The sequence below is a fragment of the Streptomyces shinuiensis genome (assembly GCF_043660855.1).
Taxonomy (GTDB): Bacteria; Actinomycetota; Actinomycetes; order Streptomycetales; family Streptomycetaceae; genus Streptomyces.
Window position 1 is genome coordinate 5,144,503 of sequence record NZ_JBIHML010000001.1, and the last position, 25,745, is coordinate 5,170,247.

A 25,745-nucleotide genomic window follows, 5' to 3' on the forward strand; every position below is an offset into this window, starting at 1 on the left:
CCCGTACGACCCCACTCCGTGCCGCACGCACCGGCCCGAAGAAGCGAAGGAAGACCGCCCCATGCTGCGCATCGCCGTCCCCAACAAGGGTTCACTGTCCGAGCCTGCGTCGGCGATGCTCCATGAGGCCGGCTACAAGCAGCGCAAGGACCGCCGCGAACTGGTCCTGGTGGACAGCGACAACGAGGTCGAGTTCTTCTTCCTCCGCCCCCGCGACATCGCCGTCTACGTCGGCTCCGGCAAGCTCGACATCGGCATCACCGGCCGCGACCTGCTGCTGGACTCCGGGGCCGCCGCCGAGGAGATCCTCCAGCTCGGCTTCGCGGCCTCCACCTTCCGTTACGCCACCCGCCCCGGCACGGCGGGCGACGTCGGCGACTTCGGCGGCATGACCATCGCCACCTCCTTCCCCGGCCTGGTCGCCAAGCACCTGGCCGACAACGGGGTGGACGCCTCCGTCGTTCGCCTCGACGGCGCGGTGGAGACGGCCATCCAGCTCGGCGTCGCCGAGATCATCGCCGATGTCGTCGAGACCGGCACCACGCTGCGCAACGCCGGACTGGAGATCATCGGCCAGCCCATCCTGGAGTCCGAGGCCGTCGTCGTCCGGCGCACCGGAGCCACCGCCGACGACCCCAAGGTGCGGCAGTTCCTCCGCCGCATGCAGGGCGTCCTGGTGGCCCGGCGCTACGTGATGATGGACTACGACATCCGCGCCGAGAAGGTCGAGCAGGCCGTGGCCCTCACTCCGGGCCTGGAGTCGCCCACCATCTCGCCGCTGCACCACGAGGGCTGGGTCGCGGTGCGCTCCATGGTGCCCGCCGGGGAGGCCCAGCGGATCATGGACGACCTGTACGACCTGGGCGCCCGGGCGATCCTCACCACCGGCATCCACGCCTGCCGCCTCTGAGGCCGCCGGCACCCACCGAAGCACCGACCCCACCGGAGATCGACGCACGTGCCCGCCCCCGCCCCCGAGCCCGGCGCAGACCCCGGCCCCGGCCCCGAACTGCCGGTGACCTTCCGGCCCGCCCGCACCCGCATCGTCCTGCTGTCGGTCGGCGTCGCGATCCTGGCCACCCTCACCACGGTCGCGATGATGCTGGAGGGCGTCGGCCCGGGGGAGCGGGCCTCCTTCGTCCTCACCGGCCTGCTGTTCCTCGGCGTCCTCACCCTGCTCAGCCGTCCGAAGGTGGTCGCCGAGGAGGGCGGCGTCACGGTCGTCAACCTCACCACCGTCCGTCACCTGGAATGGGCGCAGATCGTCAAGGTGAACCTCCGCCCCGGCGACCCGTGGGTCCTCCTCGATCTCGCCGACGGCACCAGCCTGCCCGCCATGGGCATCCAGCCCGGCGTCGCGAAGCAGCAGGCCATCCGGGACGCGAGGGCGCTGCGCGCGCTGGCCGAGCACTACGGCGCGGGGCCGTCCTCCCGCTGACCCGGCCCCTCCGCGCGGGGCCCGGCCCCGCACCGCCCCGGAGGTCAGGCGAACGAGGGGGGTTCGCGCCGCGGTCCCTCGGGGCCGCGGCCGGACAGCACCTCACCGTAGGCCTGCATCAGATCCGGCAGGCGCAGCGTCGCCAGCTCCTCCCGGGAGGGCGCGCCCGGGTAGTCCGACAGCCGCAGATCGCGGTAGGCGCAGGACTTCTCGTACAGGGTGCGCAGGAAGCGGCCGTTGCCCAGCTCGTCTATCCAGCCCTGGTCCACCACATGGCCGCTGATGCTGCGCAGCTCCTCCAGCGACTCCCCGTCCCACACGTCGCCGTTCTCGGCCGCCAGCACCTCGCCGATGGCCGTGAGCTCCGGCGGGCGGTAGCTGGGGAAGTCCACCCGGGTGGTGAAGCGCGAGCCCAGGCCCGGGCTGGCGGCCAGCAGCCGGTCCATGCCCTCCGGATAGCCAGCCAGGATCACCACCAGCCGGTCCCGGTTGTCCTCGGCGCGCTTGAGCAGCACCTGGAGCGCCTCGTCGCCGTACGCGTCGCCCTTGCCGTAGCCGGTGTTGGACAGGCTGTACGCCTCGTCCACGAAGAGCACCCCGCCCAGCGCGGAGTCGATCAGCTCGTTCGCCTTGACCGCCGTCTGGCCCAGGTACTCGCCCACCAGATCGGAGCGCTGCGCCTCCACCAGATGGTCGCCGCCCAGCAGGCCCAGTGCGCAGAACACCCGCCCCAGGATCCGCGCCACCGTCGTCTTCCCCGTCCCCGAGGGGCCGGAGAAGACGAAGTGCCGCTTGGGCGGCTGGACGGGCAGCCCCTGCTCGGCGCGGAGCCGCGCCATGTGCAACTGCGCCGACAGCGCCCGCACCTGGCGCTTGACCGGCTCCAGGCCGACCATGCGCTCCAGCTCCCCCATCGCGCGGGCCAGCAGCACCGGATCGGCCGGTCCCGCCGGGAAGCGCCCGGCCGTCCCCCGCCGGCCGGAGGACCGCTCCCGCGCCCGGTCCGCCTCCACCGGCACGGGCCCGCCCGTGCCGCCGCCCGTGCCGGCGGAGCGCAGGCCCCCGGCGGCCGGATCGGCGAGTTCCGCACCGTCGGTGGACCACTCCCCGCCGGCCGGCGAGCCATCCGGCGGGCCGCCGAACGACGCGTCGCCCGCCCCGTCGGGACCGTCCGCGACCGTCACGGCCTCGGCCGCCGTCCCCGGCGCGTCGCCCAGTCCGTCGCCCTCGGCGATGGCGGTGAGCCGGGCGGCGGTGTCCATGAACGCCGGATCCACCCGGTACACCGCCCGGTACAGCGGCAGCGCCGCCGCGCTGCGCCCGGTGCCCTCCCGGGCCCGGGCCAGCCAGTAGCGCAGCTCCTTGCGCTGCGGCTGCTCACTGCGGCAGCGCATCAGGGCGGCGGCCAGCAGCGGCTCGGCCTGCCCGTACATCTCCAGCCGCACCCGGGCCATGCCCGCGAACAGGCTCGCCTCCACGCCCAGCAGCGGATCGCCCACCAGCGGCTCGGTGTGCCGTACCAGCAGCTCCCAGTCCTTGGCGAGGTAGGCGCGGCAGGCGTGCAGGAACCGCACCTGGGAGTCGGCCTCCACCGGCGGGCACTCGGCCAGCGCCCGGTCCAGATCGGCCACACGGCGGCCGTCCAGCCAGTGCGAGGCGTGCGCCAGCAGCAGGTCGCGCTCGGTCTCCAGCACCGGCTGCACCCACCAGCCCAGCCAGTACCAGGAGTTGAGGGCACGGCCGTGCCGGACGCGCTGCTCGCCGAAGCGGTGGCGGTGCTCGTGCATCCGCAGCAGCGCGGTGGCGGTGTCCACGCGCAGGGCGTGCAGCCCCAGCCAGGCGTCGGCCATGCCCGGGTCGATGCGCACGGCGGCGCGGAACTCCTCCTCGGCGTGGGTGTAGGAACCCACGGTGTACGCGTCGACGCCGCGCAGCCAGGCGAGATCGGCGGGGGCCTGCGGATCGTGGACGTCCTGCGTGCCGTAGTCCCTCACGTCCCCCACGAAACGTCCCCCGAAGGTATGCGCCGGGCGGTCACCCGACGGCGGCGGTGGTTCTCAACGACGCTCAACGACCATGCTGCGAAAGGGAGTTGTCGCAGGCAGCAGGGCAGGACCCCGGCCGTCCGCGGCCTTTGGCATGGTACCCGCGCCCCGGTCCCGGTCGTAGACGGCGTATGGGCGGGCCGGAGGGGAGAGAGGCAAGCGCCGACGGGCCGGCGGCAGCCGTCCGGTGACGGAGGGTGAGGACGCGCCGGAGCCCTCCGGGCGGAACCCGGACAGGACGAAGCCCCCGATCACGGGGGAACAACCGGGGGCTTCGTACGGGAACGGCCTGTCAGGCCGTCCAGGCAGAAAGTAGAACCAGGGGCCGGGGCCGGTCAAGCCGGTGCGGGACGGAGCGTACGGCCCGGTACGGTTGAGGCGCGTACCGCTGACACCATGTCACCCACCGTATTCCTCAGCGGGTTTCTCCCGCTCTCCTCCCGGCCCCGGAAGCAGCAGATACCCCTGCGCGCACCGCTGTGCCAGGAGGTCGGCGTGGGGGAGGGTGGGATCGGCGGCGAAGTGCCTCTCCTCCGCGCGCTCCCAGCCGTCCCAGAATCCCGCGAGTTCCGGCCCGTCCCTGTGCCGCCCCCGGACCCAGGCCTCCTCACGCGGCACGTCCAGCCACACGACACAGGCCAGGCGGGGGCGCAGGGCGCGGCGGCCCGCGCCGACCCCCTCCACCAGCACCACCGGCGCGGGCGGCAGCGTACGCGCCCCGCCGAACACCCGGTGCTCCCAGTCGTACACCCCGTACCGGGCCGGCTCCCCGCGCGAGAGGGGAGCGACCACCTGCTCCAGAAAACGGCCGGTCCACCCGAACAGGGCGTCATGGCTCGCCAGATCGTCCAGATGGAGCACCGGCGCCCCGCCCAGCTCGGCTGCCAGGTACCCGGCCAGCGTGCTCTTGCCGGACCCGGCGTGCCCGTCGACCGCCACCAGCCGCACCGGCCCGCACGACGGCGGCAGGGCGCGCAGCCGCCGGGCGAGACCGGCCGGACCGGAGCGGGCACGGAAAATCACCGCTCCAGCGTACGACCGGCCGGGCAACGCCACTGGTCGACACCAATGTTTTCGGGCGTGCGGAGCCCGCAGCACTGGCCCCGAAGATCCGGCGGCGGGAAGATGTGGACACTCCGCGGTGCGTCCGCGGCACCGCCGCCGCCGTATCGGCGCAGCACCCACGCGCGACACCGTACGCGCACCGACCCACGGAAGGACCGGGGTACCCACCGCCATGACCGACAGCAGACCGGCCACCCGCCGCACCGTACTCGCCGCCGCCGTCGCCACCGCCGCGGCCGCCGTCGCCTCCCAGACCGCGCTCTCCCCGGCCGCCGCCTCCCCGCCGCCGGCCACCCCGTCCGCCCCCGGAGCGGGCCGGGGCGGCTCACGGGCCGGCTCCACCGTGGACTACCGCGCCTGGACCTCCGCCACCGACTGGCGCTCCGGCACCGGGCAGGGCGCCCGCGTGTCGGCCGGCCGCCGCCCCGGCATCGCCATCGCCGTCCCCGCGGGCACCACCGACTACACCGACCCGCACACCGGGCGCACCGACGCCTGGGAGTACGCCGTCTGGACCTCGCCCGTCCACCGCCTGCCGGTGCCCGCGAGTGAACTCGTCGCCTCCTGGAACGCCCACACCCCGGCCGGCACCTGGATCCGGACCGAGATGCGGGGCACCTACACCGACGGCACCGACACCCCCTGGTACACCCTGGGCGTCTGGGCCGCCGGCGACGAGGACATCCGCCGCACCTCCGTGGACGACCAGGGTGACGGCAAGTCCAGCGTCTGGACCGACACCTTCGCCATCGACGACACCTCCACCGGCCTGCGCCTGGCCTCCTACCGGCTGCGCGCCACCCTTCACCGCGCCCCCGGTACCGACGCCACCCCGGTGGTCTGGCGACTGGGCGCCATGGGTTCCGACGTCCCCGCCCGTTTCGAGGTCCCGGCCTCCGCGCCGGGCGTGGCCGCGGGCATCGAGCTGGACGTCCCGCGCTACTCGCAGAACACCCACATCGGTCAGTACCCGGAGTACGACAACGGCGGCGAGGCGTGGTGCAGCCCCACCTCCTCGCAGATGATCATCGAGTACTGGGGCCGCAAGCCCACCGCCGAGGACCTGTCCTGGGTCAACCCCGAGTACGCCGACCCCCAGGTCTGCCACGCCGCCCGCTTCACCTACGACTACCAGTACTCCGGTTGCGGCAACTGGCCGTTCAACACCGCCTACGCGGCCACCTACCGCGACATGCAGGGCATCGTGACCCGCCTGGACTCCCTCGCGGCCGCCGAGTGCCTGATCCGCGCCGGCATCCCCCTGATCACCTCCCAGTCCTTCATGGAGTCCGAACTCGACGGCGCGGGTTACGGCACCGCGGGCCACCTGATGACCGTCATCGGCTTCACCGAGGACGGCGACGTCATCGCCAACGACCCGGCCAGCGACAGCAACGAGTCCGTCCGTCACGTCTACAAGCGCCGGCAGTTCGAGAACATCTGGCTGAGGACGAAGCGCTACAACGCCAAAGGCCAGGTCAGAAGCGGTACGGGAGGCATCTGCTACATCCTCTTCCCGGCCAGTCCCTCCCCGGCCCAGCGCCGTGCCCTGCGGAGCCTCGGCATCCGCTGACCCACCGCCGCCGAAGACGGCTCCGACCGCCTCTGGCGGAAGCCCCTGCCGCCGCCGGAGGCGAGACGGCCGTAGCGGTCCGCCGTGACCCCGGTGGACGCGTACCCCGTCCACCGCGACACCTCGTGGAGGGGAACGCCGCTGCTCAGGGACACGGCGGACCGTTTGTGTCGCAGGCCGTGCGGGTTGTGATCCCGGCACCCCGGTGGTCATGTGGTTGGTGACCCGCCGTCTGGTGACGGACCTGGAAGAGACGGCAGGAGACGGGAGTGTCGTCCTCGGGGGCGTCGAGGACGACGACTCGGTCGACGACGAGTCGGTGCTTGGCCAGCAGGCCTTCCCACAGTTCGGATGTGAGGACCCACATCCGTACAGTGAGTCGGCCGCCGCCGGCCAGGGGCAAAGTCTCCGGCCGGGCGGTGACGGTGGCCGAGGGTCCGTGTCCGTCGGAGTCGGTGTGCAGGACGGAGAAGACCAGGCGGCCGCCGGGACACAGCGCGGCGGCGACAGCGGGCAGGAGCCGCCGGGGGTCGATGTAGGCGAAGCCGTGGATGGAGTAGATCACGTCGTACGGCTCCGCTGTGCGCAGATGTTCGACGGCGTCGGCCAGGATCAGGTTCAGGCCGGGCCGTCGGCCGTACCGGGTGCGGGCGCGTTCGTGCTGGGTGGCGGAGGCGTCTACCGCGTCGACCAGGGCACCGTGTTCACGGGTCAGGTGGGCGGCGTACCTGCCTGTTCCGGAGCAGAGGTCCAGCACGCGGTGACCGGAGACGTTTCCGAGGATCTCGGTACCGGGTCCGGTCGGCCAGAAACCCCAGGCGAGGCGGTCCACTTCGGGTGTGTCGGTGCCGCGCGCCAAGTGATGCGCGCCGTAAGCGGTCCAGGCGTCGGAGTTCGCCGGTTCGGAGTCCATGGAGCGGTCCTTCCGGTGGCCGGACTGGACGAGCAGAGGGGGCCCGCCTGCCATGAGGCGGCTTGTGGGGCATCGCGGAGCTCGCAAGCAGGTTAGGAGCAAACCGATCAGCGGCCACAGCGCCTGTGCGGCGAAGTCGAGCAGCAGCGCTGTGATCAGCGTGCCCTGCTCTGGCGCGGTCAGAACCTCCACAGTCGCCCTCGCCCCGGAGCGGCAACGCTGAAGGACCTCGGTGAAGATGCCACTGCCGGCCGCCGCGGGTGGTGTGGAACGACGTCCTGACGCGCAGGTACGGGCTCCGGAAGATCCCCGTCCCGGGATGGCCGAGGGACCGCTCCGGCGCCCTGCGGTCAGACCGCCCCGCAACTGAGCGGCCGCCGGACCGGGCTTCACGGCGGCGTCCCCTCCCCCTCGTTCCCTGGTTCGTGGTGCCCCCGCCCCGGCGCCGTCCGGTGCGGGGCGGGTCGGGCCGGAACCGTGAGGATCGCCTTACGGCGCGGCGTCGGCACGCTGTGTCCGGGGAAGGGGCGCGGACGCGGTGGGCGGGAGGCTTTGCGGGCGGCCCGGCATCACACCGGACGAACTTTCCCGGGGCGGGCAGTATTCGGCGAAATCACTACCCATGGCGAAGACGGTGGGTCACTATGGACACGCACCGAGCGTAGCGGTGCGCCAACGGGGGTTGGGGTGAAGCTCGTCGATGTCGTACGCCGCACACCGTGGTCCGTGGTTCTCCTGGTGGTGCTGGCGATCGTTCTGGCGGTCCTCCCGCTGACGCTGCTTCCGGGCAGCCCGTCGGCCGTGCAGTCGGTCCTCGCCTCCGTGGGGAGCATCGTTCTGCTGGTCTTCGCGCTGTTCAGCCTGGTGCGCGACACTTTCTCGGCCTGGCAGCTGGTCAGCGCCCTGGCACTGCTGGCGCTCCTGGTGACGGGGGCGCTGCTCGTGTGGCGGCATGTGGAGCAGACGCGTCCGGTCACGGTGACCGACGAGGTGGGGCTCACCTCCGTGACGGGGGAGAAGGACGGCCCGAAGCGGATGGGGGACGGCGAGGTGGTCCACCTGACCCTGCGGGTCCCCCGGCCCCGCGACGAGCTGCGCGTCACCTTCGCCGCCGAGGACCTGGACCCCCTCGGTTCGCCGTGCGTGCCGTCCAGCTCTCTGCAGTTGACCGGAGCCGGCCTCGACGGCCGGAAGAAGACCAGGCCCGGCCGGGAGGTGTCGGTCGACCTCGACAGGAGTGAACGGCGGGTCCGTCTGAAGGTGAGGCTTGAGACCGGTCCCGGTTGTCTGCTCTCCCTTGAGGTGACGAAGGCCGTTCTCCGGAACCGCTGACCCACGGGAGCCATGATGAAACCGACAGTCCGACCACTCACCGCCGCGGCACTGTGCGGCGCACTGACGCTGACGGCCGCCTGCACCGCCGACCGGGACGCGGGCGGCCCCTCCCCGGGCGTCTCCGACGAGCCGTCCTCCGCCGCGGCGCGGCAGAAGCCGTCCATCCTCGCACGCGGCGTCAACATCGGGGTGAAGTACGACCAGCCCGGTTTCAACGTCGAGGACGGCGACACGCGGCACCACGCCGGCTTCGAGAACGACCTGGCGAACTTCCTCGGCAAGGAGATGAAGTTCGAGGGCATGGCCTTCAACGACATCCCCTCCAAGGACCGTGAGAAGGTCCTGCGGGAGGGCACGGCCGAGCTGGTGATCGCCACGTACTCCATCACCGACGACCGCGACGAGGAGATCGACTTCGCCGGGCCGTACTTCCAGACCCGGCAGGGGCTGCTCGTCCGTGACGAGGACCGCTCCATCGACTCCCGGGAGAAGACCGCCGGCAAGGTCGTCTGCACGGTCCAGGGCTCCACCTCCGACACGCGTGACTCCAAACCCTCCACCCGCAAGCAGCTCGCCAGACTGCTGCCCGAGGCGGGTGTCCATCTCCAGGAGGACTACTCCGACTGCGTCCAGCAGCTGCGGGCCGGGAACGTCGACGCGGTCTGGACGGACCAGGCCGTCCTCTACGGCTTCGTGGAGCGCCACGACGACGTCAGGGTCGTCGAGGGGCTGGAGATCGGTTCGCCCCAGCTCTACGGGGTCGGCATCCAGGAGGGGGCGGAGGAGGACTGCCGGCGCGTCGCGGAGAAGCTGCGCGAGTTCATCACCTCCGCCCGCTGGCGCGAGTCCTTCCGGAACCACTTCCCCAAACTGGCCGCGGCGGACGAGCAGTTCGAGCAGCACTACAAGCCGGCCGTATCCGACGTGGACGCCTACTCCTGCTCGGACGACTGAGCCGGCTCCCCGGCGCCGTCCCCGCCCCCGTCCGGCGCGTGCTCGACGTCGGCGCCGGAACCGGCAGGCTGACCGGCGCGCTGGTCGCGCTGGGCGCCGGAGTCGTCGCGGTCGAGACCCGCCTGGCGATGCCGGCCGAGCCGCGCCGCTCACCGCCGGCTGCTCTCCGCGCCCCGCCGTCCCGCGACACGGCCACGGTCGTCATCGGGCCGACGGCCCCCAGCGAGTGCGAGGCCGTGGCCGCGCAGGCGCAGGCGGCGGCGACCGCACGGCGCCACCCGGACCAGTGCCCGTTCCCCGGGAGGACGACTCCGCACCGGATCAGGCGGGAGAGGACCAACGCGGTGGCGGTGAGGACCACCACCGGCACGAGGGGGACCACAGTGCCCCTTTCCTCCGGGAGCGGCGTGGGTGGGAAGTGGTTCGCGGCCACCTCGCGGACCGGTACGAACGCCGGTCGTGCCCGGCTGCTCGCTTTCCGGCCTCCGCCCCGTCGGCCCGGCGCCGGCGGTCAGGAGTCGGGGCGGGTGGCGCGGGTGGCGCCCGCCGACGCGACCACCACGCACAGCACCGCGGCCCACTGCGACCAGTACAGCGACTCCCGCAGCACCACCAGGCCGATGAGGGCCGCCACCGCCGGTTCCAGGCTCATCAGGATGCCGAACACACGCGGCGGCATCCTGCGCAGCGCCTCCAGGTCCAGCGAGTACGGGATCACCGACGACAGCAGCGCCACGCCGAGCCCCGCGGCCAGGACCCACGGCTGGAGCAGTGCCGTTCCGCTGTCGGCCACGCCGAACGGCACGGCCATCAGCGCCGCGACGGCCATCCCCAGAGCCAGCCCGCCGCCTTCCGCGGTGTGGCGGCCCAGTGCCGCGCCGAGAAGGATGTACAGCCCCCAGCACACCCCCGCGGCGAGGGCGAACAGGCAGCCGATGAGGTCGAGTTCGCCGCGTCCCTCCATCAGCAGCACCACGCCGCCTCCCGCGAGCACGGCCCAGAAGGCGTCCAGCCAACGCCTCGCCCCGGCCAGGGCCACCCCCAGCGGCCCGAGGAACTCGATGGTCACCGCGATCCCCAGCGGGATCCGGGCCAGCGCCAGATAGAAGCACAGGTTCATCAGGCCCAGGACCGCGCCGTAGCCGAGCACCACCGTCCACGCGCGGCGGTTCATGCGCGGCGACGGCCGCCACAGCAGCATCAGCACCGCCGCCGCGAAGAACAGCCGCAGCGTGACCGTTCCGAAGCTGCCCGCCGCGCTGAACAGGTTCTTTGCCAGCGCCGCGCCCACCTGGACGCTGACGATGCCGAGCAGTACCAGTGCCGTCGGCGGGACCGCGTCGAAGAGGCGACCGGCCGACGCGGTCAGAGGGGACCGGGGAGACCGGGAGGAAGGTGGGGACGTGCCGGGTTTGGTCCTGTCCGCGTTCGAGGTGTTCGAGATGGCCACGCGCGGAGTATCGACGACCGGGCGCCGCGCGTCACATGTTTTTCCCGCCGCCCGCATCCGGGATGATCCCGTGGTGGACCTCCGGCACGGCGGATCGCCGGAGCCGGTGCGGACCGAGGACGACGGGGAGGCATGGTGCTCACATGGCGGCGGGTGACCGAGGGGGACTTCGGGTTGCTGCGGAAGTGGCTCGCGAAGCCGCACGTGGCGCGGTGGTGGCACCACGACACGTCCGCGGAGGCGGTCGCGCGGGACTTCGGCCCGGCGGCGCGCGGTGAGGAGCCCTCCGAGGACCTGCTGGTCATGGAGGACGGCACACCGGTCGCCCTGGTGCAGCGGTGCCGCTTCTCGGACTACCCCGACTACCGCGCGGAGCTGGCCGGCCAAGTCGAACTGCCCGACTCGGCGGTCACGATCGACTACCTGGTCGGTGACCCCGCCCGGGTGGGGCGGGGACTGGGGCCGCGCGTCGTCCGGGCGGTCGTGGCGGCCACCTGGGCCGACCACCCGGAGGCATCCGCCGTCGTCGTCCCGGTGAACGCGGCCAACCGCGCGTCGTGGCGGGCCCTGGAGAAGGCCGGGCTGCGCAGGGTCGGCACGGCCGACCTGGATCCGGACAACCCGGCCGACGGCCGCGCCCACCACGTCTACCGCGCAGACCGGCCCACCGGCGAGGCTCCCGGCCCCGCCGCCCGGGACTGAGCGCGGCCGCGTTACCGGGATGAGTGGAACCGGCCGTGACGCCCACCGCACCGCGGCCGCCGTCCTCGGCTGTGGTGGTGGACCGCCAGGACCCTCCGGGAACTGTCGTCCGGTGGCGGGGAGGTCGTCAGCCGGTTCTGGAACGGCCGGTGGCGCCCTGGGCCGTCGCCGCACTCCGGGGGCTCATGTGGCGAAGGTCGCCCGGATCCTCTTCACGTCCGGGTCGTCCGGCCCGTAGACGCGCTCCGCATCGGCGAGGTTGTCGGCGATGAGCTCCCGGGCTTCCCGGCCCTGACCTGCCGCGGCCAGGCGTTCGGCGAGGAGGACACGCGCTTTGACGCTCAGTGGATGGTCCCGGCCCAAGAGACGCTCGCGTCCTTCGACGGCCTCGCGCATCAGGGCCACGGCCTGGTCGTGGACGCCGCAGAGCATCAGCGCCCAGCTGAGTACGAGTTCGGCCGAGTAGACCAGAGGGTGGTCGGGGCCGTGAAGGCGGATACGGGCCTCCAGCGCCCGGCGCGCGGCGGCCTCCGCGTCCTCGGGCGTTCCGGCGTGGAGAAGTCCGTAGGCGTAGTTGCTGTAGGCGACGACGGTGACCGGGTGGTCCGGCCCGAGAGCGCGTTCGCAGTCGGCGACGGTGGCCGGGCCGTCGCCGAGGAACTCCTCGGTGTGGCCGGTGTCGACGAGGAACTCCAGGATGAGTGCGCGGCTCCTGAGGGTTTCGGCGTGGTCGTCGCCCAGGGCGCGGCGCTGCCCGGCGATGGCCCGGCGCATCCAGCCCAGGCACTCTTCGTGGCGGCCGAGGAGGTAGAGCGGGACGCTGAGGACGGCGGCCGTCTGCAGAGTGTCCGGGTGGTCGGCCCCCAAGGCCCGCTCGCGTTGTCCGTGGACCCGCTGCAGCAGGGCCTCGGCCTGCTGCAGCCCGCCCTGGCGGCGCAGCGAGTCGCCCTGCTGGTGGCGGGCGGAGAGGGTTTCGGGGTGCTCGGCCCCCTGCAGGCGTTCGGAGACGTCACCGGCCAGGGATGCCAGGGCGACGGCCGCGGAGTAGTCGCCGGCCTCGTAGATCCGCTGTGCGACGCGCACAGCCAGCCGGACAGCACCGGACGCTGTGGAGCGGTCGACGCGGTGGAGCAGGGCGGTCGCGTGCGGGGCGATGAGCCGGATGTGGTCGGCGGCGACCGCGTGGGTGTGCCCGTCGGTAAGGGTGGCTTCCAGCAGGAGGGAGGCCGCGTGGAGGTAGGCGGTGCGGTCGTGGGCGGGGATGTCCGCGTGAACGCTGTCGAGGAGGACGCCGTGAATCTGCACGCAGCGCACCACCGTCTCCTGGCGCTCGCCGGGGAAGCGGTGGAGGGTGGCCAGGGAGTGGTCGAGCAGCGCGCGTAGGGCGGGCTCCACCCGGTCGCCGCGCAGTGACGGTTCCACGGCGCCGAGGTCGGCGTCGTCGACGGCGCTGCGGGACAGGACGGTTAGCGGCAAGGGGTCGGGGCCCCAGCAGGACAGCAGGCGCAGCAGCGCGATGGTCTCGGGGACGCCCTGTTCGGCCAGGGCGTCGAGGGTGATCCGCCAGGTGCGGGAGACGAGATGGCGGGAGTCCCGGCCGGCCGCGGCGGGATCGGCGCCCTGGTCGATGAGGTTGATGGCGTCTTCTCTGAGGTGCTCGTGGTAATCGCTCATCGTCCAGGACTCCAGGAGTTGCCGGGCCAGGTACGAACCGGCGAGGTTGAGTGCCAGGGGCAGGCAGCCCAGGCGGCGGGCCACCACCTGGGCCTCCTCGAAGGTGCCGGTCTCGGGAGCCAGGTCACGCAGGACCTGGGCGGCGTCGTCCAGCGGCAGCACGTCCAGGTGGTGCAGCACGGTGCCCCGCCATAACGGCGCGTTGGCCCGCCGAGTGGTGACCAGCACGGTGCCGGCGGGGCTTGAGCGCAGCCATCCGCCCTCCTCCAAGGGGGCGGGGTCGTCGGCGTTGTCGATGACCAGTAACCATGGCTCGGGGGAATGATCCAGGTAGTGCCAGACCAGATCGGCTGCCGCGCGCTGGCCGTTGTGCGCGGCGACGAGCTCCACGGTGGCGGCGCCGCGATCGGCCGCCACGGCGAGCATCGCGGCACGCAGCGCCATACGCTCCGAAGCGGTCACCCACAGACCGACCAGCCCTCGCTGCCGGGCTTCCTGGAAGAGCCAGTGGGCCAGGGACGTCTTGCCGCAGCCACCCATGCCGTGTACCACGTGGATACCGCCGCGCTCCTCCAGAGCCGAAGCCAGAGCGGCGCGCACCGAAGCACGGTTGCGCAGCACCCGAGGGGGGCGTTCGACCAGTGCCGTACGGACGGAGTCGGGGGCCGGTACCACCGGCGCGGCGCTCCGGGCCGGGATCCGGGCGGGAATCTGGTAGTGGTGATGGTGCTCGGTGATCAGTTGGTTCCCGGCCGCCTGGTACACCCGGCCGTGCCCGGCCGCCCGCCCCTGGAGCGACGAGCCGGCCGCCATGTCCCGTTCGGGCACGTTGTGAGCGGTCACTTCTCGGTGATGTGCTGGTCGCGGCCCGCCTGGTACACCCGGCCGTGTCCGGAGGCGCGGGCCTGCATCCGGATCCGGGCGGCCGGTGCCGGTTCCTGCCCGTCGGCCGGACCGATCTCCTCCAGCAGCCGGCGCAGATCTTCGGCGATCCGCGGATCGGCGGCCAGCAGTCGGCGGATCCGCCCCTGCCACTCGCTGTGCAGTTCTTCCCGGGGCCGAACGTCCCCGGCCTCGGCGGCGGCCAGCAGGTCGGAACGGGTGGCCTCCAGCTCCGCGCCGACCGCGTCGGCCCGGTCCGGGTGCACCCGGCGCCACAGGGAGACCACGCCGTCGCGGGCGCGTTCCCATGCGTCGGTGACCATCAACGTGAGCACGGTGGTGCCCGCCGATCCTGCCAGCGCGGCGATCTCCGGGTCCATCTCTTCCTCCCCCAGTGGCTTTCGCGCAGAGCGTGCCCACCCTGGAAAGGCCCGGTCCGCCGTCAGCGGCAGCGCCCTTCCCCGGCAGCCCCGGAGGAGCCTCGGCGCACCGGTTTCCGGCCAAAACATCTTGTGGGACCGGGCGCTGGTCGGCTTGGGTGGTAATGCTCACCGTAGCCGGTCGGACACGGCTCACACCATGACCTTCTGGAGGCACCTGTGACGGACGTGGACTTCCAGCACGCCCGCTGGCGCAAGGGAACCGGAAGCGGGGACAGCGGCTGCGTCGAAGTGGCCCTGGAAACCCGCCTGATCGGAGTGCGCGACACCAAGGACCTCGGCGTCGGGCCTGTCCTGGCCTTCCGCCCCTCGGTGTGGACATCCTTTCTGAACGGCCTGCGAGGCGACGACTTCACGCCGGAATGGACTGACAACTGACTACCGAGCACAGCAACCGGACGCCCCGGGCGGGAGACCGGACCGACACTCGTCCGTCCGGCCGGGTGACCCCTCTGCTCCTCGCGACTGGTGTCTCGGTCACCGGAGACGGAGCCTTCCTGGCCGCCGCACCGCTCCTTGCCGCATCGCTCACCCGCGATCCGCTGGCGGTCTCCGCGGTGACCGCGGCCTTCTACCTGCCCTGGCTGATCGCCGGTCTGCCGGCCGGGGCACTGGTCGACCGCTGGCCGCGCCGACTGGTGATGATCACCGCCGATCTGCTGCGAGCCGCGGTCCTCGGCGTTCTCTCGGTGCTCATCCTGACGGCCCATGTGGGCATTCCGCTTCTGCTGACCGCGATCCTGTTCGTCGGTATCGCGGGGTGTTTCTTCGACGCTGCCTCCCAGGCGGTCATCCCCACCCTGGTCGGTCGGGACAAGGAGGCTCTCGCCAGGGTCAACGGACGTTACTGGGCCATCGACACCGTGGGCCGGTCACTGGCCGGGCCGCCCCTCGGCTCCACCGCCTTCAGTGTCTCCAGGGCGCTCCCCTTCGCCGGTGACGCCGTTTCCTTCGTACTCTCCGCACTCTGCCTCAGCCGTCTGCCGTCCATGCCGCCCGCCGGGGGCAGCCAGCCGATGATGTCGGCCATCCGCGACGGACTCGCCCATCTGCGCGCGACAGCGGAACTGAAGGTGCTCGCCGCGAGCATGGCGACCTACAACTTCGCCTATAACGTGGCCATGGCGCCTTTCGTTCTCTACGTGACCAGGAACCTCCACGTCTCCGACGTGGGCTACGGTGTCCTGCTGGCCGTCGCGGCGTTCGGCGGTGTCGTCACCGGCTGGCGCGCCGCTCCTCTGACCCGCCGGTTCACCTACCGCCAGACGATGTCCCTGGCCACAGCACTCCAGAGCGTCGCCTGGCTCGGGATCGCCGTCTCCCCCAACGCCTACGCCGCAGGGGCCTTTCTGGCCCTCATCGGCGCCGCGTCCACCCTCACCAGCGTTGCTGTGGGTTCGGCCCGTCAGGCACTCACGCCCGATCACCTTCTGGGGCGTGTCGTCTCCGCCTTCCGGCTTTTCGGCGTCGGCGCGGCCGGCCTGGGGGCTCTTGCCGGCGGTCTCGTCGCCAGACAGGTCGGCCTGCATGCGACGCTGTGGGCGGCCACCGCCGTACTGGCCGTCGCCGCGTTGGCGTTGGCGCCCTGGCGGCGCGGGGCATCAGCCAGCTGACGGTCCGGCTCCCGGCGCGACGGTGCCGCTTCGCGGACCATCCCGCCTGCTGGTGGAGCCGACCGGCCAGGTCGAACTGCCCGACCCGGCGGTCGCCTCACGGCCAAGGCTTGCCCGCTACACCGGGTTTCGGGCCGGGGCCCCGGCACCGGGCGCCGGGCGGGCGTGGCCGGAGAACGTCAGAGCGGGCTGAGGCGGGCCTTGAGCAGGCAGAACTCGTTGCCCTCCGGATCGGCGAGAACGTGCCAGGACTCCTCGCCGGTCTGGCCGATGTCGGCCGGGCGCGCCCCGAGCTTCAGGAGGCGCTCGAGTTCGGCGTCCTGGTCGCGGTCGGTGGCGTTGACGTCGATGTGCAGCCGGGACTTCCCCGGCTCCGGCTCGTCCCTGCGGCTGAGGATGATCGTCGGCTGCGGACCGCCGAACCCCTCGCGCGGCCCGATCTCGACGCAGCCCTCCTCACGGTCGAGCACCACGAAGTCCAGGACCTCGCACCAGAACCGCGCCAGTACCTCGGGGTCGCGGCAACCGAGCACGAGCTCACTGATACGACATGCCATCGACGAAAACCTGCTTTCGGTGTGGGAACCGCCAGGACGCCCGTGACCGTACCGGGCGAGACGAGCGGGAGCGAGGGGTTTTCAGGGACCCCGCGGCCCGCCCAGGGGCACGGCGCATCGGCACACGAGGCCCGCCGTGCCGGGGTGTCGTCGCGGCTCCGCGTCAGGGTGTCGGGGCAGGGCGCAGACGCAGAACTCGTGGCCCTCGGGGCCGGTCAGGCACGTCCACAGCACCTCGCCCCGGCCGAGGTCGAGGTCGGTGGCGCCCAGGGCCCGCAGCCGGGCCACGTCCGCCTCCTTGTCGTCACCCGGGTACGGCAGCAGGTCGAGGTGGACGCGGTCCGGTGCGGTCTTCACACCGGGCGTGCGGAGGAACTCCAGGTACGGGCCGACACCCTTGGCGGAGCGCAGCACCGCATCGTCGCCGAACAGGAATCGGCTCGCTCACCAGCCGCGATGCTCAGCTCGCCGACCGGAGCGCTCGGCCCCGCCAGGTGAACGGGCCACTCACCGGATGAAGCGCACGACCCGTCCGGTCGATCATGTGCAAAGTCAGACGACCGGCGTTCTCGCGCACGGTGCTTCAGGCCACGAGCAGGCGGAGGCCGAGCTCCGCCGCGTCGAGGGCGACGAGGTCGCGGTTGCGTTCGGCCCACCGGCCCGAGGAAAGATCGCCGCGGAGTCTGTTCACCGCCCGCTGCTCGGCCTCCGGCCCGACTCTGGTCCATACCGATATCGCGCGGCGCACATGTTCGTCCAGGTACGCCTCGGGCCGACGCCAGTAGGCCTCGAAGAAGCCGTCAGCACAGTCCCACGGAATGAGCACCGGGTCCATACGGGCCCCGATCGCGCAGGCCAGCCGGTTCACCGAGGGGCGACCGGCGACCAGGCCGGCGACCTCGGGCAGGTAGTCGCGGGTGAGCCAGAACCGGTGACGCCATCCGGTGTCACCGGCGTCGTGCGTGAACACCACCACGCGGCGGGCCACGCGCCGCATTTCGCGCAGCCCGGCGATCGGGTCCTGCCAGTGGTGAACGGTGCTGAAGGCCATCGCGGCGTCGAAGGACCGGTCCTCGAACGGGAGGTTCTCCGCGGCGGCGGCCACGCACGGCGCCGCGCCGACGGGACGCTGCGCCCGCATGACCGCCGACGGTTCCACCGCCGTGACGTCGCGGTCGGAGGGCTCGTAGGAGCCGGTGCCGGCCCCGGCGTTCAGCACCGTCCGCGCGTCCCCGAGCGCATCCCAGACCTTCGCGGCGATCCGCGGCTCGGTGCGCCGCGTCGCGGGGTAAGCGGACCCGATGGCGTCGTAAAACTGTGCGCCGAACGCTTTCAGCTGTTCCTCCGGCGTCGTCCTGCCCCCCATGGCCCGTACCTCCAGTTCCTTGTCTATGGACGTCACCATGGCAGCAGTGCGGTCGCGCTGTTCCAGCAGCAGGCCGCGCAGTCGGCGCAGGTGCGCGACCGTGTCGGTGGCCGGGTCGTCAACCAGATTCGCGATCTCGCGCAGTCCGAAGCCCAGCCGCCGGTAGACGAGTACCTCCCGTAGCCGCTCCACGTCGCCCGCCGAGTAGGCCCGGTACCCGGCCGCCGTCCGCGCGGACGGCCGTACGAGGCCGATCTCGTCGTAGTGATGCAGCGTGCGGACGGTCACGTCGGCCAGCTCTGCCACGCGTCCCACGGTCAGGTGCTCTTCCACACCACCGACGATGCGGCATGACGCCACGTGGGGGTCAAGCGCTTCGCTCCTGACACCGCGTGCGACCGGCCACGGCCAGGCTCCGCACCCCCGCGGGAGACGGCGGCGCCTGCCCGCGCGGACGGCCGGGGAGTGCCTACGGGGCCGAGCTGTAGGCGTTCCGGCGGCCGTTGTACGCGCTCCGCGCCGTGTCGTGACGCGGCGCGGAGCCGCGTTGCGCCCGGTGACGGAAAGGGGCGGCATGGGCGAAGTCGGGACGGACGACGACACACAGCTCGAGTCGGTCCGGGAAACCGCCTGTCGTGGGTGGTGCGCAAGGAGACCGGTGATCCGGACCGGCCGCGCGTCCATTACACCCTGAGGTACGAGCTGGGACAGCAGGGGCCGGGACGGTACACCTACGAGGCGGACCTCACCACCACCGCGCCGGGGTCCGAGCGGCCCCTGACCGCCGTCCTGATGGATGGCACCACCTACCGCGCGGTGAAGGCGGGCAGGGACCCCGAGGCCGCCTATGCGGATCTGCCTTCGCCCGTCCCCGCCGTGTCCAACCCGCTGCTGATCACCACACCCGGGTAGTACACGGACAGGGGAGAGCGGCCGCCGGGAACGAGTCCGCCGCGCCGGAACGCGCTTTACGGGCCGCGCCCCCGGCCGAGAAACTGGTGCGGGGACGGCGCGGGGGAGGAAGCAGGGTGAACATGGCCGAGGGGCAGGGGAGTTGGGGGAGACCGGTGCCTCTGGGGCAGGGCGGCGCGTCCGAGGCGGCCCACTTCGTCGCGGCGCCGCTGCTGGCCGGCGCCTGCATCGCCACCGTCGGTGTGCTGGGCGCGGACGCCGAGAAGTTCCGCTGGCCAGGGCCCGCGATGCTGCTGCTCACCCTCGCCTTCACCGCGCTCGTCGGCAGTGTGCAGTACGGCTTCCACGCCCGCCGCCACCTGTACTCCCCGGCGGACGTGGAGTCCTGGCACCCGCCGGACTCTTTCAGGCCCTCCGGCGAGGTGCTGCGGCGGGAGCAGCGCCGCCACTTCGGGGAGTGGCTGCGGCTGAGCCGCCGGGCGGCCCTGACCTACAACCTGGGGATCGCCATGCTGGGCTCGGGCGGGGCGCTGGCCCTGGCGGCCCCCGAGGGCGCCTCGTTCTGGCACGCGGCGTGCCGCTGGACGGCGAGCGCCGTGCTGGCGGCCGGAGCCCTGGCGGAGCTGGAGTGGACGCTGCGCGAGTGGTGGACGCGCAGGACGCTGCTGCGCGCCGCCCGGGCCGGTGGGGGAGAGGGCGGTCGGGGAGAGGGCAGGAGGGAGGGGCGCGATGTCTGAGTCCGTCGTGCGCGCCGTCGGCGGCCCGTGGGAGCCGGAGGTGACGCACTGCTGCGTGTGCGGAGGGCCGCTGCTGCTGCGCGGGCGCCCGCTGACGGTGCGTCCGCGCGTGTGGTCCCTGCGCAGGCAGGGCTTCCTGGACGACCTGGCGTACGACCACGACGGCGGCTGCGCCGCGGCGGCGGTCCCCGCCGGAGTGCTCGTCGGGATGAGCAGGGAGCAGGCACTGGCGGAGGCGGCCCGCCGCGCCGCTTCGCCGGGGGAGGGGGAGAGCGGCAGGGGGGACGGAGGCGGCTGAGTCCAGCGGAGCCGAAGTCGGGCATACGGGCAACATCCGTACCCGGCGGGGCGGTTCGCCGCCGGGTACGCCGAGGACAGCCGAGCCGAGGAGGACCGTATGGCCGTCACGTTCCGCAAGAGCATCCGGATCCTGCCCGGAGTGCGACTGAACCGCAACCGCCGCTCCTGGTCGCTCACCCTGGGCAGGGGGAATGGCCCCAGGCGCACGTTCGGGTCCAGGGGACGCCGCACCACGTCGGTGAACCTTCCCGGCCCGTTCGGATACCGCAGGACGACGACGAGCCGGAGCCGCCGCGGCGGCCGCTGAGACCGAGGCGGCCCAAGCGCCGCGCGTCGTACACCGGGCCGGCCCCGGAACCCCCGGAGGGTTCCGGGGCCGGCCTTTTCTCCGGCGGCCCGGTATGGGCGGCCCGGTGTGGGCGGCTCCGTGCGAACGGCCTCCGAATGGCCGAAAAGGGGCTGCGCGGAACCTTGCCAGTGACCGGTGGCGTACCTAGAGTCAACCTACTCGCTGGTATTGACATGTTCACTAATACCGGGAGCCTCCCCGTGCGCCCCGGCCGGGCGCGGGGCGGAGCCGCGCCACCGTACGCACCGGTCCGCCGCCGTGCCGCGCACGGCAAGCAGCGCGGCGGCGCCGCACCGGTGCGAACGCCAGCACCGCACCAGCACAGGACCTCGCAATCCGTATGCCACAGGCACGTCCGCGAGACGTTCGCGGGCTCCGCCGGAAGGGTGTGTCATGAAGGACGAGCAGGAGAGACCCGTGGACGGCCGCGTCAGATGGCGCAGGTTCGCCGCCGTGTGCGTGCCCGGCTTCGCCGTCACCGGCGTACTGGCCGTCGCGCTGGCCGAGGGAGCCCTCGCCGCGTCGTTCGCCGTGTCCGGCCAGCAGTTCAAGGTGTCCGCGGACCGGCTCACCGGCACCGGCTTCGTGCAGTACGGCAGTGTGGACATCAACGCCCGCGACCAGTTGCTGCCCGTCGCGGTGACCGGCATCAAGAAGGCGGAGATGGAGAGCCTGTGCCAGTCCGTCGTCACCACCCTGCCCATCCTCGGCGACATCTCGCTCAGACTCTCCGCCGGCACCGGCGACAAACCGGTGGAGGCCGCCGACCTGTTCGTGGACGCCACCCAGCTCTCGGGTGACGCCTCGTTCAAGAACATCGAGATCGGCCGCGACGCCTCCACGCTGGACAAGGGCCCCGACGGAGCCCAGGGAATGCAGGACGCCTTCTCCCAGCAGGCCGACACCTTCGAGATCAGCGATCTGAAGCAGACCGCGTGGGCCACCAACGCGGGCACGTTCAAGCTCGCCGACCTCAGCATGAAGATCACCAAGGGTAAGCGCGAATGCTTCTGAGGTGGCGGCGCTGGCGCCGCGGCCGGCCCTTCTGGGGAGGACTGGTCACCGTCGCCGCGGGCGTGGAGATCGCGGTCATCCCCCTGGCCCCGATGAAGGTCATGCTGCACCAGGGGGCCGCGGGCGCCGCGTCCGTCCTCCTGGGTGCCGTACTGATCGTGCTGGGTCTGTCGGCCTGGTTCACGCCGTACTACCGCACCCTCACCGGCATCCTCACGGCCATGATCGCCGCGGCCGCGCTGGTCCTCTCCAATCTCGGCGGCTTCCTGATCGGGACGGTCGCCGGACTCATCGGCGGCGGGCTCGTCTTCGGCTGGCAGCCGGGGACGGCGCCCGCGCCGGAACCCCTCCACCCCAACCCCCCCTCAGTCCAGGAGGAAGCGTGACCCTCAGCGCATCACGTTCCCGCACTCCCCTGTCCATCGGCGCCGGTCTGGCCGCCGCGGCCGCCCTGACCCTGGCCGGGGCCGGCACCGCCGCGGCCGAGCCGGCCGCCGTCGCGGGCTCCACGACCGTCACCCCCGCCGGGCACTACTTCGCCGCCGACCTCAACGGCAGCGCCACCTTCAAGGCCGGCAGCGTGACGGTGACCTGCACGGTCTCCAGCTCCGCACCCACGGGCACCGGCGACGCCAACCGCGTCCCGCAGGCCCCGGACAACAGCAACGCCGCCGGACCGGTCGGAGGCCCCCTCAACGCGCCCACCTACAGCTCGTGCCACACCAACATGCCGGGCGTCTGGGCCACCGTCACCACCAGCGGAGGCTGGGGCGTCTCCGTCCAGCACGGGGCGCCGTCCACCGCGACCCTGTCCATGCCCAGCGGCGGCCTGGTCGTCAAGACCAGTGGCCTGGCCAACTGCACCGTGACCGCCGCGCCCGACGCCGGCGCCTCGATCCCCGGCACCTGGACCAACGGGGCGCCCTCCGAGCTCACCTTCACCGACGTCTCCGTGCCCGTCGACGTCGTCGGCGGATTCGGCTGCCCGACCAGCGCGAGCAGCTCCGTCTTCAACGCCGCCTACGACATCACCGACGTGACCGACCCCGCCTCGCAGATCACCGTGACCGACTGACCCGGGAGCGGCGGCTCCCCCAAGGGCCCCGGGCGGCGACCAGGCAACCGCCCGGGGCCCGCCGCGCCGCCGTACGGCCGGCGTCCCGCGGGTCAGCCGCCCGCCCTGCGGCCGCCGAACACCCGCTCCTCGATACGGGAGCGCACCCCGGCGGTCAGGTTCGACAGGGCCTCGGAGGCGACGGGCTCCGGCGGCACCGGATCCACCACACGCCGCGCCTCCCCGGGCAGCCGGGCCAGATCGGCCTCGAAGCGTTCGCGGGCGGCCGCCAGGGGCGCGGGGGCGGCGACGCGCCGGCCGCCGGTCATCACCGTCTCCAGCATCGGTTCGGCACCGGACGGCGCCTCTTCCTCCCGCAGCCCGACGACATCGGCGAGGCCCGGGCCGCGGAAGACCTGCTTGGCCCCCGGAGCGGTCACCTTGGCCGCCGACAGCTTCATCACCGGCCGTCCGTCGTAGGCCACCAGCTTGTAGGCGGAGTCCAGATAGGGGGCGTCGGCCGAGACCCCGACACGGGTGCCCACGGCGTAGGTGTCGATCGGGGCGCCGGAACGCACCAGGCGGTCGACGCCGTACTCGTCCAGGCCGCCGCTGGCGGTGATCCGTACCTCCTCCAGCCCGGCCCCGTCCAGGATCCGCCGCGCGCGCACCGCCAGTTCGCCCAGATCGCCGCTGTCGAGCCGGACGGCGCAGCCGGGCCCGTACCCCAGATCGCGCAACACCCGCGCCGCCGTCCGCACGCCCTCCTCGGTGTCGTAAGTGTCCACCAGGAAGGTCACCGGACCCGGATGGACCCGGGCGAAGGCGCGGAACGCCGCCTCCTCGTCCTCGTACGCCTCCACGAAGGAGTGCGCCATGGTGCCCACCGCCGGGATGCCGTAGGCGGCTGACGCGGCCACGTCGCTGGTGCCGGCGAAACCCACCAGGGCGCCGAGCCGGGCCATGCGCAGACCGGCCTCGATCCCGTGGGTGCGGCGCAGCGAGAAGTCCACCACCGGGCGGCCGTCGGCGGCCAGGACGCAGCGCGCGGCCTTCGACGCGATGGCCGTCTGGTGGCTGAGCTGGTTGAGCAGACAGGTCTCCACGAGCTGCGCCTGCGGCAGCGGCGCGGTCACCTCCAGCAGCGGCTCGCCCGCCAGCACGATCCGGCCTTCGGGCACGGCCCGCACCTCGCCGGTGAACTCCAGGCCCCGCATCGGCTCCAGGTCCTCCACCGGCCGGTTCAGCGCCTCGGCGAAGGCGGCGGCCTCGCTCGCGCCGACCCGAAGCCCCTCCAGATACGACAGCGCCGACTCCAGCCCCGCCGTCACCAGGAAGCCGCGGTGCGGCGGCAGCTTCCGCACGAACAGGCTGAAGACGGCCTCGCCGGTCATGTCCTCGCGCAGGTAGGCCAGGGCCATGCTCACCTCGTACAGATCCGTGGTGAGCGCTCCTGGGACGGCCATCTGTCCGGTCATGTCCGAATCATCCTTCCGTGTGCGGCCCGGCGCATCTTCGCGGGGGGCGGCCTGTCCGGCAGGACACCGCTCCGGCCGTCGGCCCGTCAGTCCGGCTCCATGTAGGGGCGGCGGAAGACCGGTGCGGGCCCGGCGCCGTACGGGTACACGGCCGCCAGTGCCCGGTCGGCCGCCGCCCGGAGAGGCCCGGAGGTGTCCACGGCGACGGCCTCCGGCCACGGCGCCTCCCGCCGTGCCATCGCGGCGGCCACCTCCGCCCCGGCGTCGGAGGCTCCCGGCGCGCGGCCGGCCAGCCGGGAGGCGGCCACACCACCCGGCGTCCGGCAGTGCAGGGCGACCAGATCCGCACCGGCGCGCCCGGCGGTCCGCCGGGCCGCCTCCCGCTGCTCCGGATCCGTCCAGCTCGCGTCCAGCACCACCGACTCGCCCGAGGCCAGCAGGGCGGCGGCGCGGTCCAGGAGGGCGGCGTAGACGGCGCGCGTCCGCTCGGGCGTGTACAGGCCCTCGCCGTACGGTGCGGGCGCCGGCTGCTCGGCCGGGATGCCCGCCAGTTCCTTGCGGACGCGGTCGCTGCTGAGCAGCGTGACGCCCATCCGGTCCGCCAGCGCTCCCGAGAGCGTGGACTTGCCGCGGCCCGGCAGTCCGCCGACCAGGACCAGGCGTACGGCGGAGGCGCGCAGATGGCGCAGGGCCGCGGTGACCAGCCCCCGTGCCTCCTCCCTCGCGTCCGGCGTGCCCTGGACGGCCTGGATGAGGGAGACCTTGGCACGGACGAAGGCGCGGTAGGCGACGTAGTGGTGCCACAGGGAGGGCGGTGCGGGGTCCGCGGAGTACTCGCTGTAGCGGGCCAGGAAGAACGCCGCCGCGTCCGGCGCGCCCAGCCGCTCCAGGTCCATCGCGAGGAAGGCGGCGTCGTCCAGGCCGTCGACGTGGCGCAGCCGGTCGTCGAACTCCAGGCAGTCCAGGACGCGCGGGCCGTCGTCGAGGCAGAAGACGTCCTCGGCCCGCAGATCGCCGTGTCCGTCGACGACCCGGTGCCGCCGGACGCGCGTCTCGAACAGCACCTCGCGGCCGCCGAGGTAGCGGCGCACCAGCCGCTCGGCCTCGATCACCCCCTCGGGCAGCTCGATGGCGCCCTCCAGGGCGCGGACCTCGGTGAAGTTCGCCTCCCAGCGCCCGGCGAGCGCGTCCCGGGTGCCCTCGCGCACCACCTCCGGGCCGCGCGGGGAGTCCGCGTGCCGCGCCGCCAGCAGCCGCGCCACGGCCCGCAGCGGCTCCCGCACGTCCGCGCCCCGGCGCACCAGAGCGGCCAGCCGGCGCCCGGCCGGCATACGGCGCATCACCACGACCGGCTCGGGCCCGCCGTCCTCGCCCTGCCCGGAGGAGGCGTCGAAGGGGCAGTGGACCTCCGCGAGCCCCAGGTAGACGTCGGGCGCGAAACGGCGGTTGAGCTCGATCTCCCGCTCGCACCCCCACCGCCGGGCGGCGAGGGTGGTGAAGTCCACGAACCCCAGGCCGACCGGCTTCTTGAGCTTGTAGACACGGTCCCCGAGGAAGAACAGCACCGCGGTGTGGGTCTCCTGGACCCCCGCGCGCGGAGGGTGCGCCGCTTCCGCTCCGATGTCGGGGCCGGGGCCGGGGCCGGGGCCGGGGTGCGGGGGTGTGGGCATCCTGTGGCTCCCTGGCTGCGTCGGAGGTGGTGCCGGTGTCGTACGGGGACCGTGCGGGCGGGGCCGGTGGCCGCCACCCGGTGGGGAGTACCGGGGAGGCCGTTTCGGAAACCCCCGTCCGCCCGGAGCGGGGGCGCGGGGCGTACGCCGTCCGATGGAACCCTCACGGCGCCGGGGTTACCGTGGGAGGCAGAGGCCGGAGGCGTATCCACGCCGGGGAGATG

Annotated in this window: 25 protein-coding genes and 1 pseudogene; 15 read left to right on the plus strand and 11 right to left on the minus strand. The window is 73.1% G+C overall.

All coding sequences use genetic code 11. The features are described from left to right. The first annotated feature begins 61 nt into the window (after positions 1-61). A complete protein-coding gene (hisG, locus tag ACGRHY_RS23340) occupies positions 62-910 on the plus strand; it encodes an ATP phosphoribosyltransferase (RefSeq protein ID WP_394637263.1) in 849 nt (282 codons plus the stop codon). 48 nt (positions 911-958) lie between these two features. After that, positions 959-1,438 (plus strand): PH domain-containing protein, encoded by a 480-nt coding sequence (locus tag ACGRHY_RS23345; RefSeq protein ID WP_394637264.1) that lies wholly within the window; start codon positions 959-961, stop codon positions 1,436-1,438. Between the two features lie 44 nt (positions 1,439-1,482). On the opposite strand, the gene ACGRHY_RS23350 is transcribed toward ACGRHY_RS23345, so the two are convergent. Both ACGRHY_RS23350 and ACGRHY_RS23355 read right to left on the minus strand, forming a co-directional pair. After that, positions 1,483-3,441 (minus strand): AAA family ATPase, encoded by a 1,959-nt coding sequence (locus ACGRHY_RS23350; RefSeq protein ID WP_394637265.1) that lies wholly within the window; start codon positions 3,439-3,441, stop codon positions 1,483-1,485. A gap of 441 nt (positions 3,442-3,882) precedes the next feature. Beyond that, the gene (locus ACGRHY_RS23355; protein WP_394637266.1) at positions 3,883-4,506 is read right to left on the minus strand and encodes a uridine kinase family protein; all 624 of its coding nucleotides are present in this window, start codon (positions 4,504-4,506) and stop codon (positions 3,883-3,885) included. 214 nt (positions 4,507-4,720) lie between these two features. Between ACGRHY_RS23355 and ACGRHY_RS23360 the strand changes: the two genes are divergently transcribed. After that, a complete protein-coding gene (locus tag ACGRHY_RS23360; protein ID WP_394637267.1) occupies positions 4,721-6,121 on the plus strand; it encodes a C39 family peptidase in 1,401 nt (466 codons plus the stop codon). Positions 6,122-6,266: 145 nt separating this feature from the next. On the opposite strand, the gene ACGRHY_RS23365 is transcribed toward ACGRHY_RS23360, so the two are convergent. Then, on the minus strand, positions 6,267-7,034 hold the full coding sequence (locus ACGRHY_RS23365; RefSeq protein ID WP_394637268.1) for a class I SAM-dependent methyltransferase: 768 nt from the start codon (positions 7,032-7,034) through the stop codon (positions 6,267-6,269). 687 nt (positions 7,035-7,721) lie between these two features. Between ACGRHY_RS23365 and ACGRHY_RS23370 the strand changes: the two genes are divergently transcribed. Continuing rightward, on the plus strand, positions 7,722-8,366 hold the full coding sequence (locus ACGRHY_RS23370) for a hypothetical protein (protein ID WP_394637269.1): 645 nt from the start codon (positions 7,722-7,724) through the stop codon (positions 8,364-8,366). Positions 8,367-8,378: 12 nt separating this feature from the next. Then, positions 8,379-9,323: a transporter substrate-binding domain-containing protein gene (locus tag ACGRHY_RS23375; RefSeq protein WP_394637270.1), complete on the plus strand. Its 945-nt coding sequence runs from the start codon at positions 8,379-8,381 to the stop codon at positions 9,321-9,323. Between the two features lie 511 nt (positions 9,324-9,834). Here the strand turns inward: ACGRHY_RS23375 and ACGRHY_RS23380 are convergent. Beyond that, the gene (locus ACGRHY_RS23380) at positions 9,835-10,773 is read right to left on the minus strand and encodes an EamA family transporter (protein ID WP_394637271.1); all 939 of its coding nucleotides are present in this window, start codon (positions 10,771-10,773) and stop codon (positions 9,835-9,837) included. Between the two features lie 132 nt (positions 10,774-10,905). On the opposite strand from ACGRHY_RS23380, the gene ACGRHY_RS23385 reads away from it, so the two are divergent. Continuing rightward, a complete protein-coding gene (locus ACGRHY_RS23385) occupies positions 10,906-11,475 on the plus strand; it encodes a GNAT family N-acetyltransferase (RefSeq protein WP_394637272.1) in 570 nt (189 codons plus the stop codon). A 183-nt stretch (positions 11,476-11,658) separates the two neighbouring features. On the opposite strand, the gene ACGRHY_RS23390 is transcribed toward ACGRHY_RS23385, so the two are convergent. Then, positions 11,659-13,992, minus strand: a complete 2,334-nt coding sequence (locus ACGRHY_RS23390) for a tetratricopeptide repeat protein (RefSeq protein ID WP_394637273.1) — start codon at positions 13,990-13,992, stop codon at positions 11,659-11,661. Further along, positions 13,989-14,411 (minus strand): hypothetical protein, encoded by a 423-nt coding sequence (locus tag ACGRHY_RS23395; RefSeq protein WP_394637274.1) that lies wholly within the window; start codon positions 14,409-14,411, stop codon positions 13,989-13,991. Before ACGRHY_RS23395 ends, ACGRHY_RS23390 begins: the two co-directional genes overlap by 4 nt. 219 nt (positions 14,412-14,630) lie before the next feature. On the opposite strand from ACGRHY_RS23395, the gene ACGRHY_RS23400 reads away from it, so the two are divergent. Together ACGRHY_RS23400 and ACGRHY_RS23405 are read left to right on the plus strand one after the other, a co-directional pair. Then, positions 14,631-14,849, plus strand: coding sequence for a DUF397 domain-containing protein (locus tag ACGRHY_RS23400; protein WP_394637275.1), 219 nt, complete (start codon positions 14,631-14,633; stop codon positions 14,847-14,849). A 65-nt stretch (positions 14,850-14,914) separates the two neighbouring features. Next, entirely contained in the window at positions 14,915-16,084 is a 1,170-nt protein-coding gene (locus ACGRHY_RS23405) for an MFS transporter (protein WP_394637276.1), read from the plus strand. A 179-nt stretch (positions 16,085-16,263) separates the two neighbouring features. Here the strand turns inward: ACGRHY_RS23405 and ACGRHY_RS23410 are convergent, their stop codons facing one another. The 3 genes and pseudogenes from ACGRHY_RS23410 to ACGRHY_RS23420 form a co-directional block, all read right to left on the minus strand. Continuing rightward, positions 16,264-16,641, minus strand: coding sequence for a VOC family protein (locus ACGRHY_RS23410; protein WP_394637277.1), 378 nt, complete (start codon positions 16,639-16,641; stop codon positions 16,264-16,266). A 180-nt stretch (positions 16,642-16,821) separates the two neighbouring features. Continuing rightward, positions 16,822-17,064: pseudogene (locus ACGRHY_RS23415) on the minus strand (VOC family protein); the annotation flags it as partial. Between the two features lie 160 nt (positions 17,065-17,224). Further along, positions 17,225-18,340 carry a MerR family transcriptional regulator gene (locus ACGRHY_RS23420; RefSeq protein WP_394637278.1) on the minus strand — a complete coding sequence of 372 codons (1,116 nt, stop codon included), beginning with the start codon at positions 18,338-18,340 and terminating at the stop codon, positions 17,225-17,227. 306 nt (positions 18,341-18,646) lie between these two features. On the opposite strand from ACGRHY_RS23420, the gene ACGRHY_RS23425 reads away from it, so the two are divergent. The 7 genes from ACGRHY_RS23425 (at position 18,647) to ACGRHY_RS23455 (ending at position 22,394) form a co-directional block, all read left to right on the plus strand. Continuing rightward, a complete protein-coding gene (locus tag ACGRHY_RS23425; RefSeq protein ID WP_394637279.1) occupies positions 18,647-18,919 on the plus strand; it encodes a hypothetical protein in 273 nt (90 codons plus the stop codon). Positions 18,920-19,074: 155 nt separating this feature from the next. Beyond that, positions 19,075-19,656: a hypothetical protein gene (locus tag ACGRHY_RS23430; protein WP_394637280.1), complete on the plus strand. Its 582-nt coding sequence runs from the start codon at positions 19,075-19,077 to the stop codon at positions 19,654-19,656. Continuing rightward, on the plus strand, positions 19,649-19,954 hold the full coding sequence (locus ACGRHY_RS23435; protein ID WP_394637281.1) for a hypothetical protein: 306 nt from the start codon (positions 19,649-19,651) through the stop codon (positions 19,952-19,954). The genes ACGRHY_RS23430 and ACGRHY_RS23435 overlap by 8 nt, the downstream gene beginning before the upstream one ends. 99 nt (positions 19,955-20,053) lie before the next feature. Next, positions 20,054-20,263 carry a DUF4236 domain-containing protein gene (locus ACGRHY_RS23440; RefSeq protein ID WP_394637282.1) on the plus strand — a complete coding sequence of 70 codons (210 nt, stop codon included), beginning with the start codon at positions 20,054-20,056 and terminating at the stop codon, positions 20,261-20,263. A gap of 435 nt (positions 20,264-20,698) precedes the next feature. Beyond that, positions 20,699-21,319 carry a DUF6230 family protein gene (locus tag ACGRHY_RS23445; protein WP_394637283.1) on the plus strand — a complete coding sequence of 207 codons (621 nt, stop codon included), beginning with the start codon at positions 20,699-20,701 and terminating at the stop codon, positions 21,317-21,319. Continuing rightward, a complete protein-coding gene (locus ACGRHY_RS23450; protein ID WP_394637284.1) occupies positions 21,310-21,705 on the plus strand; it encodes a DUF6114 domain-containing protein in 396 nt (131 codons plus the stop codon). The genes ACGRHY_RS23445 and ACGRHY_RS23450 overlap by 10 nt, the downstream gene beginning before the upstream one ends. Then, positions 21,702-22,394, plus strand: coding sequence for a hypothetical protein (locus ACGRHY_RS23455; RefSeq protein ID WP_394637285.1), 693 nt, complete (start codon positions 21,702-21,704; stop codon positions 22,392-22,394). Before ACGRHY_RS23450 ends, ACGRHY_RS23455 begins: the two co-directional genes overlap by 4 nt. Positions 22,395-22,486: 92 nt before the next feature. On the opposite strand, the gene ACGRHY_RS23460 is transcribed toward ACGRHY_RS23455, so the two are convergent. Further along, on the minus strand, positions 22,487-23,851 hold the full coding sequence (locus tag ACGRHY_RS23460) for a nicotinate phosphoribosyltransferase (RefSeq protein WP_394637286.1): 1,365 nt from the start codon (positions 23,849-23,851) through the stop codon (positions 22,487-22,489). Positions 23,852-23,937: 86 nt separating this feature from the next. Further along, on the minus strand, positions 23,938-25,521 hold the full coding sequence (locus tag ACGRHY_RS23465; RefSeq protein ID WP_394637287.1) for a bifunctional aminoglycoside phosphotransferase/ATP-binding protein: 1,584 nt from the start codon (positions 25,519-25,521) through the stop codon (positions 23,938-23,940). Positions 25,522-25,745 lie beyond the last annotated feature (224 nt).

Coding starts and splice junctions, on each gene's coding strand:
- ACGRHY_RS23440 (WP_394637282.1), top strand. CDS start 20,054: ATGGCCGTCACGTTCCGCAAGAGCATCCGGATCCTGCCCGGAGTGCGA.
- ACGRHY_RS23435 (WP_394637281.1), top strand. CDS start 19,649: ATGTCTGAGTCCGTCGTGCGCGCCGTCGGCGGCCCGTGGGAGCCGGAG.
- ACGRHY_RS23360 (WP_394637267.1), top strand. CDS start 4,721: ATGACCGACAGCAGACCGGCCACCCGCCGCACCGTACTCGCCGCCGCC.
- ACGRHY_RS23375 (WP_394637270.1), top strand. CDS start 8,379: ATGATGAAACCGACAGTCCGACCACTCACCGCCGCGGCACTGTGCGGC.
- ACGRHY_RS23460 (WP_394637286.1), bottom strand. CDS start 23,851: ATGACCGGACAGATGGCCGTCCCAGGAGCGCTCACCACGGATCTGTAC.
- ACGRHY_RS23450 (WP_394637284.1), top strand. CDS start 21,310: ATGCTTCTGAGGTGGCGGCGCTGGCGCCGCGGCCGGCCCTTCTGGGGA.
- ACGRHY_RS23385 (WP_394637272.1), top strand. CDS start 10,906: ATGGTGCTCACATGGCGGCGGGTGACCGAGGGGGACTTCGGGTTGCTG.
- ACGRHY_RS23365 (WP_394637268.1), bottom strand. CDS start 7,034: ATGGACTCCGAACCGGCGAACTCCGACGCCTGGACCGCTTACGGCGCG.
- ACGRHY_RS23465 (WP_394637287.1), bottom strand. CDS start 25,521: ATGCCCACACCCCCGCACCCCGGCCCCGGCCCCGGCCCCGGCCCCGAC.
- hisG (WP_394637263.1), top strand. CDS start 62: ATGCTGCGCATCGCCGTCCCCAACAAGGGTTCACTGTCCGAGCCTGCG.
- ACGRHY_RS23395 (WP_394637274.1), bottom strand. CDS start 14,411: ATGGACCCGGAGATCGCCGCGCTGGCAGGATCGGCGGGCACCACCGTG.
- ACGRHY_RS23410 (WP_394637277.1), bottom strand. CDS start 16,641: ATGGCATGTCGTATCAGTGAGCTCGTGCTCGGTTGCCGCGACCCCGAG.
- ACGRHY_RS23445 (WP_394637283.1), top strand. CDS start 20,699: ATGAAGGACGAGCAGGAGAGACCCGTGGACGGCCGCGTCAGATGGCGC.